Genomic DNA, 6,000 nt, shown 5'->3' on the forward strand with positions numbered 1-6,000 from the left:
ACGCGTGTCACCGGACGAGGAAGGCGACCGCGGCGCACGCCCCGCTCGCCGCGCCGGAGGCCAGGACGGCCGCTGCCACGCAACGCGCCCTGAGCCGGCGGTAGCGCTCGGTGTACTCGCCGCGCAGCGCGGTGGCCCGGTCCGAGATCCGCACCAGCATGGCCCGGGAAGCGGCCAGCCGCTCGGCCGTGTAGACGCGTTCGACGTCCTCGCGCTGCGCGGTGGTCAGCCATGGCAGCTGCTCGGTGAAGAGGCCCGCCTGGCGGCGCGCTTCCGCCACCTCGGCGCTCCACAGGAGGTAGCCCTCCAACTGGGCCAGACCGCGGTCGCTGTCCCCCTCGGGGTCCATGCTCCCCTCCTTCCTTCTTGTTCCCGGGCGGTGTGCTCGCCCCTGCGGTCTCCCGGCGGCATTGGCACCGGAGCTCCGGTCTGCGGCGGCTCGCCGTACGCCTGTCCGGCAGCAAACCAGTGGCCCGGCGCACGGTGCGAGCCAGGAGGCTGGTACGCCGTCAAATTCACTCGGTAGGCCCCCCGGAGACCGGCGGGCCGGAACCCGCCGGGGGCGGACCCGGCGGCGGAGTCTCCTCGTCGTCGTCGCCGGTGTCGCCCGCTTCACGGCGGAACCAGCCCTCGCTCTCCGGGTCGAACATGACGAACGCGTCCACCGGCCGGGCCGCGGGCTCCACCGTCACCACGTTCGTGGGCCGGAACCCGGGCCACGGGTTCCCCGTCCGCTTGACGGTGCCCTGCAGGGCGGCCGGCGGGTGCAGCGGGTTGCCGCACGCGCAGCGCACCCGCGGTACGCCGCGGTCGTCGACGAGGACGGCCGTGCCCGCCTGCAATACGGCCTGGTACCTGGTGGGAGCGCCGCTGCGGTAGCCGTGGCTGGTGACCCGGGTGTCCATCCGCAGCCGTACGGGCGTCAGCGACCGCAGATACTCCGGTACGCCGGTGGGCTCCATGTCCAGGACGGTGGCGAACGCCTTGTTCTTGCTCTGTTCGGCCGTGAGCGTGGTGATCTGCTTCTCCACGTCGCAGCTGGAGACCTTCCGGGTCCCGCCGTACAGGCCGGGGCTCGATCCCTCCATGGCGGGGACGGCGGGGGACCGGGCCGCCGACGCGCTCGGCCCCACGCCCGGCGGTGTGGCCGACGACGTCGCCCCGGGGTCCTCGCGTGCCGCCGACTCGGTGTACGGGTCCGGCCCGGACGAGCCCGCGGTCTCCAGGAAGACCTCGCCGCCCGTGGCCGGCCGGCCGTCCGGACGGGTGAGGACGACGGCCACCACCACCGCGGCCACCAGGACGGCGGCGACGGCCGAGACCCGGGGCACGGACCGCCACCAGGGACGCCCGGGCTCACCGGGTCCGCCCGTACCGCCGCCGCCCGTACCGCCGCCGCCCGGAGGACCGGACGGGGGACCCGAAGGGGGGCCGGGCGATGGCGTCGGGCCCGGCCCGGAACGGCCCGGGAGCGGGCCGGGGGCAGGTCCTGCGGGGCGGCCCGAGGGCGGCGGTTGAGCACTCACGGGCTGCTCTTCCCAACGTAGGGATCAATCCCGGTTCAAGATTTTTCTCTCGCTTTGTGCGCTTATTGTGTGCCTCGTATCCGTACGGCCCGCAAGCTGACGCGGTCGGCCCTCTCCGGCGGCGGACCGCCGGACCCGTGGATAGCGTGGCGGCGTGAGCCAGCAGGAGTTCAGCGACCGAAGCCGTGCGCCGCGCGCCGCACACATCTGGCGTGATGCCCTCGTGACGGTGCTCGCCGGCCTGGCGGCCATGGCCGTCACGGCGGCTCTCGGGCTGTGGGCCGCAGGGGCGGCCGACCTGCCCGGGGGTGCGTTCCCGAGCGTCGTCGCGGCCGTCGTGGTGATGGCGGCCGGCGGCTCCGTCGGGATGTCCGGAGGGGCGGGCGCGATCGCCGAGACGAGGGCGGACCTGTCGGTGCTGCCCCTTTCGGTGACCATCGCCGGGGCGCTGGTGATCGCCGCCGGCTTCCTGCGGCCGCTGCGGCACCGGGCCGTCGTCGGTGTCCGCGAACTCGCCGGGCGGGCCGCCTGCCTGGCGGCCCTGTGGGTGCCGGCGCTCGTCGTCCTCTCGCTCTTCGCACGGCACACGTTCCGCATCCCGCTGGAGGACCCGACGGGCGGCCTCTTCGACGACCTGCTGGAAGAGGCATCGCCCGAGATCGGGTTCCGGGCAGACCTCCCCGTCACCCTCCTCTTCGGACTGCTGTGGCTGGCGGGCCTCCTCGCGGTGGCTCTCCTCGTGTCCCGCAGGGCGCCGCTCCCCGCCCGCCTGGTGCGGTTCCAGGAACCGGTGCGCCCGGCGGCCTTCGCCATGGTGGCGCTGCTGCTTTCCTGCGTCGTACTGGGGCTGGTCGTCGCACTCGTCGTCGCGGTGACGCGCGATCACCCCGCCGAGACGTTCGCCGTGATCCTGCTCGGACTGCCGAACCTCGCCTGGATCGCCTTCACGGTGGGACTCGGCGCGTCCTGGGAGGGGAAGGTGGACGGCCCCTTCGGGCTGCCGATGCCGCAGGTGCTGGACAAGGTGCTCCGGACGCCGGACATCTCGGCCGTCAACCTCCGTACGCTCACCGAGCAGGACGGACGGGCCTGGTGGCTGCTGGTCGCCGCCGTGGTCCTGGTGGTGGCCGCCGCGTTCCTCATGGCGGTCCGCTCACCCGCCCGGATGCGGCTCTGGCAGCACGCCGTCCACATGGCCGTCGCGCTCACCCTCACCGTGCTGGCGGTCTGCCTGACCGCCGGGATCTCCGCCCACTACGGTCTGTCGCTGCTGGGAATCGGAGATTTCCTCTCGGAGATCAGCGGCGGCCTCGGCCTCGGCCTCGACGGAGAGGTCTCGCTGCGGCCGCGGCTGTGGACGGCGCTCGGTCTTGCCGTGCTCTGGGGGCTGGTGGCGGGTTTCCTCGGCGGTCTGCTCGCCGCACGGGTGCACCGGCGGGGCGAGGTGCGGCCGCCGGCCTCCTGAGGCCCGCCGACGGCCGGCGGGCGGGCCCGGAGAAGACCGGCAGTGCCCCGCGGGACGGTGGGGTGGTGGGGCGCGGTGCGGGACCGCCGCCGGGTCCGACGAGGTCTGTTTTGCCTGCGGGTACGGATATTCGCCCGATCGGACGCCGGGCACGTATGCCCGGCAGGCCATGCTTTCGTCCGGCCGGACGGCCGTCCGGCCCCCTCTGGTCCCCGGCCGTGCACGGCCGGGGACCAGAGGGGGACTGCGGAGTTGTCAGCCCGTCGTGCCGGTGCCGGGGCTCAGTGGCCGCGAGCGCGGCCGCGACCGGTCGAGCCGCGGTTCATGGCCGCCATGGCCAGGCCGAGCAGCAGTGCCACGCAGCCGACGATCACGTTGCTGACGACGCTGCGTGTGGTGTCGACGTTGCCTGCCACGACCCATGGGGAGACGATCGTCCATACGCCGATGGCGCAGGCGGCCCAGGCCATGGCGTGAGTCCGCTCGTACGCCGAGCCGAACCCGCCCAGGCACAGGGCGTAGGCGACACCGGTGATCAGGTTGCACACGGCCAGTGTGGTGAGGCCGTTGAACCCGGCTATCCACGGCGAGGCGGCGAGGTACAGACCCGTGAGCAGGGCCAGTGTCTCTATCGCCTGGGCGCGGGGAGTGCTGGTCGCGCGCTCGAACCGGGAGCGCATTTCGGCCAGGTCGGGGTGTTGCTCGATGCTGGTATGAGTGGTCATGACAGGCTGCCTCCCGTAAAAGCCTTATCTGCCCTTTAGGTCATATATAACGCTCAATAGACCGTTTTGGTCAACGGGTCCGAGGGACGGGAATCACGCCGGTGTTCCGGCCGCCACGACTACCCTGGCGTCCGTGTTCACCTCCCAGGGGCCCACCTTCCGCGAGCTGACCGTGCAGGCCCTCTCCTCCGTCGAACGCGGCTACGACCTCCTGGCCCCGAAGTTCGACCACACTCCCTTCCGCACCCCCGACCGGTTCCTGGGGGCCGTCGCCGGCGCCCTGGACGCGTTCGGCCCGTTCGACGCGGGTCTCGATGTCTGCTGCGGCACCGGCGCGGGCGTCCGCGTGCTGCGGCCGCTGTGCCGCGAGCGGGTCACCGGAACCGACTTCAGCGCCGGGATGCTGGCCGCCGCCGGGGCGGCGTTCGACGACGGGGGGACGCCCGCGGTCGACTGGGTGCGGGCCGACGCCCGCGCCCTGCCGTTCAGCCGGGAATTCGATCTGGCGGTGAGTTTCGGGGCGTTCGGCCACTTCCTGCCCGCCGAGCGGCCCGCGCTGTTCGCCGGGGTCCACCGGGCGCTGCGGCCCGGCGGACTCTTCGTCTTTCCCGTCGGCGCGCCCCAGTCCGTCCGTTCACCGCTGTACTGGGCGCTGCTCGGCTTCGACTCCGTGATGCGCGTACGCAACGCCCTGTGGCGGCCGCGGTTCGTCATGTACTACCGGACCTTCCCGCTGGGCAGCGTGCGGGAGGACCTGGCCGGGGCCGGCTTCACGGTGCGGCTCCAGCCCCTGGAGGAGTTCGGCCGCCGCGCCGACGGGAGCCCCAACTGGCGACTGGTGGTGGCCCGCAAGGAGTGAGGGGCGGTGGGGGGGACGGCCGGGGGGCCGGCCGGGGAGGCCGGTTCAGTAACCCTTGGGCGGCCGGCCGGGATCCGCCTGCTGGACCTGTTCGGCGAAGTTGGACCCGGACCGGTTGACGCCGTACCTCGCGCGCACGTAGTTGACGGTGGCGCACATGCAGGCCACCACGTCGTAGGGGGTCGTCGCGGTGCCCTCCTGGTGGTACGCCGCGAAGGTCGGCGGGATGCACTGGGTGGCGCCGCGTGAGCAGTTCTGCGGGTGCCCGTCGGCCATGACCGGGCCGTGCGCGTTGGAGTCGGTGGTGTTCACCCGCCAGCGCGGGTGATTGCAGGCGGACTCGCGCAGCGCGATCGTGACCAGGGCGGGCACGCCGTACTCCGGGTCCATGCCGGTCAGTTCGCAGGCCCGCCGGGCGTACGCGCGCATGGCGGATTCGCCGGAGTCGTCGTCGGGATCCTGGTAGGTGACCTCGGACAGGGGCAGTCCGCCCGCGCCCGTCTCCGCGCTGTCGCTGCCGACCGTTTCCATGTGTGCCCCCTCCTGCCGCCGTTCGCGGCGGACGCCGGCTCTTGCACCGTTTTCCTACCCATGTCGCCGATGACCCAGACGACCCGCTTCCGGCGGGAAGCCGCTTACTTTCTTTACGTGCGCCGGAGTGGCGTTGCGTAATGGCCTTGTCACACCAGCGAATCTGCACATCGAATGCGCAGCGGGCACACGGTCTCCCAATGGCTTCACCTGTTCTGACCTGTGGGTATGCCCCTCTGGGAGGGAATGTCCAATGAGGTGTCACGGAAGTGTCCGGGGGTCGGGATTTGCGTCGGGTGATTCCGTGAAGGAGATGTCACCAAGTGATGAACGGGCGTGCACGTCGCGGTAATTGTGCGCACGGATGTGCCCGGTTCGGCAATCGCTCGATTGGCTGCCCGTCACGCATACGTGCTTTGATCCTCCGCACCGAGACCTGCTCGTCAGAGCCGGTCGCGGTAATTTCGAAATATTCACGCGAAGGGAAACTCGCATCATGAACTTCTCCCAGGTTGCGACCCAGGAAATCTCCGACAACGACCTGGACAACGTGTCCGGCGGCCTCCTCGGCACCCCCGTGCTCGCCAACGCCACGGGCCTCGTCGACTCCGTCTTCCCGGTCTCGGCCACCGCGGGCTCGCTCGTCGGCACCGTCGAGGGCGTCACCGGCCTCAACACCGCCCCGGCCGCGGGTATCGCCACCGCCACCATCGCCGGCGTCTGATCCTGCCGTGTGCCGCTGAGCGGCGCGGCCGCGAGCGGTGACCACGGCCCGTCGGCGCCCCCTCCTTGCCGACCGGCCGGGCCGTACGCCCCACATCGCCGTGGCAGCTCCGCGCGCCACACGTACCGAAGACTGCCGTCCATCAGGATGCGGCGACACCTGAAGAAGTG

Annotated in this window: 7 protein-coding genes; 3 read left to right on the forward strand and 4 right to left on the reverse strand. The window is 72.2% G+C overall.

What is annotated here, in order from left to right; all coding sequences use genetic code 11:
* Positions 1-7: 7 nt before the first annotated feature.
* Both ACWD0Y_RS20715 and ACWD0Y_RS20720 read right to left on the reverse strand, forming a co-directional pair.
* Positions 8-349 carry a hypothetical protein gene (locus ACWD0Y_RS20715; RefSeq protein WP_450261794.1) on the reverse strand — a complete coding sequence of 114 codons (342 nt, stop codon included), beginning with the start codon at positions 347-349 and terminating at the stop codon, positions 8-10.
* 166 nt (positions 350-515) lie between these two features.
* Complete coding sequence (locus ACWD0Y_RS20720) at positions 516-1,331, reverse strand: DUF6777 domain-containing protein (protein ID WP_450261795.1); 816 nt, start codon at positions 1,329-1,331, stop codon at positions 516-518.
* 349 nt (positions 1,332-1,680) lie between these two features.
* Between ACWD0Y_RS20720 and ACWD0Y_RS20725 the strand changes: the two genes are divergently transcribed.
* Positions 1,681-2,991, forward strand: coding sequence for a streptophobe family protein (locus ACWD0Y_RS20725; RefSeq protein ID WP_450261796.1), 1,311 nt, complete (start codon positions 1,681-1,683; stop codon positions 2,989-2,991).
* A 281-nt stretch (positions 2,992-3,272) separates the two neighbouring features.
* Here the strand turns inward: ACWD0Y_RS20725 and ACWD0Y_RS20730 are convergent, their stop codons facing one another.
* The gene (locus tag ACWD0Y_RS20730) at positions 3,273-3,716 is read right to left on the reverse strand and encodes an SPW repeat protein (RefSeq protein ID WP_450261797.1); all 444 of its coding nucleotides are present in this window, start codon (positions 3,714-3,716) and stop codon (positions 3,273-3,275) included.
* A gap of 133 nt (positions 3,717-3,849) precedes the next feature.
* Between ACWD0Y_RS20730 and ACWD0Y_RS20735 the strand changes: the two genes are divergently transcribed.
* Positions 3,850-4,575, forward strand: a complete 726-nt coding sequence (locus ACWD0Y_RS20735) for a class I SAM-dependent methyltransferase (RefSeq protein WP_450261798.1) — start codon at positions 3,850-3,852, stop codon at positions 4,573-4,575.
* Positions 4,576-4,620: 45 nt separating this feature from the next.
* On the opposite strand, the gene ACWD0Y_RS20740 is transcribed toward ACWD0Y_RS20735, so the two are convergent.
* Positions 4,621-5,106 (reverse strand): hypothetical protein, encoded by a 486-nt coding sequence (locus ACWD0Y_RS20740; RefSeq protein ID WP_450261799.1) that lies wholly within the window; start codon positions 5,104-5,106, stop codon positions 4,621-4,623.
* Positions 5,107-5,602: 496 nt separating this feature from the next.
* On the opposite strand from ACWD0Y_RS20740, the gene ACWD0Y_RS20745 reads away from it, so the two are divergent.
* Positions 5,603-5,830, forward strand: a complete 228-nt coding sequence (locus tag ACWD0Y_RS20745) for a type A2 lantipeptide (RefSeq protein ID WP_450261800.1) — start codon at positions 5,603-5,605, stop codon at positions 5,828-5,830.
* Positions 5,831-6,000: the final 170 nt, after the last annotated feature.

This window comes from Streptomyces altiplanensis, from assembly GCF_053591575.1.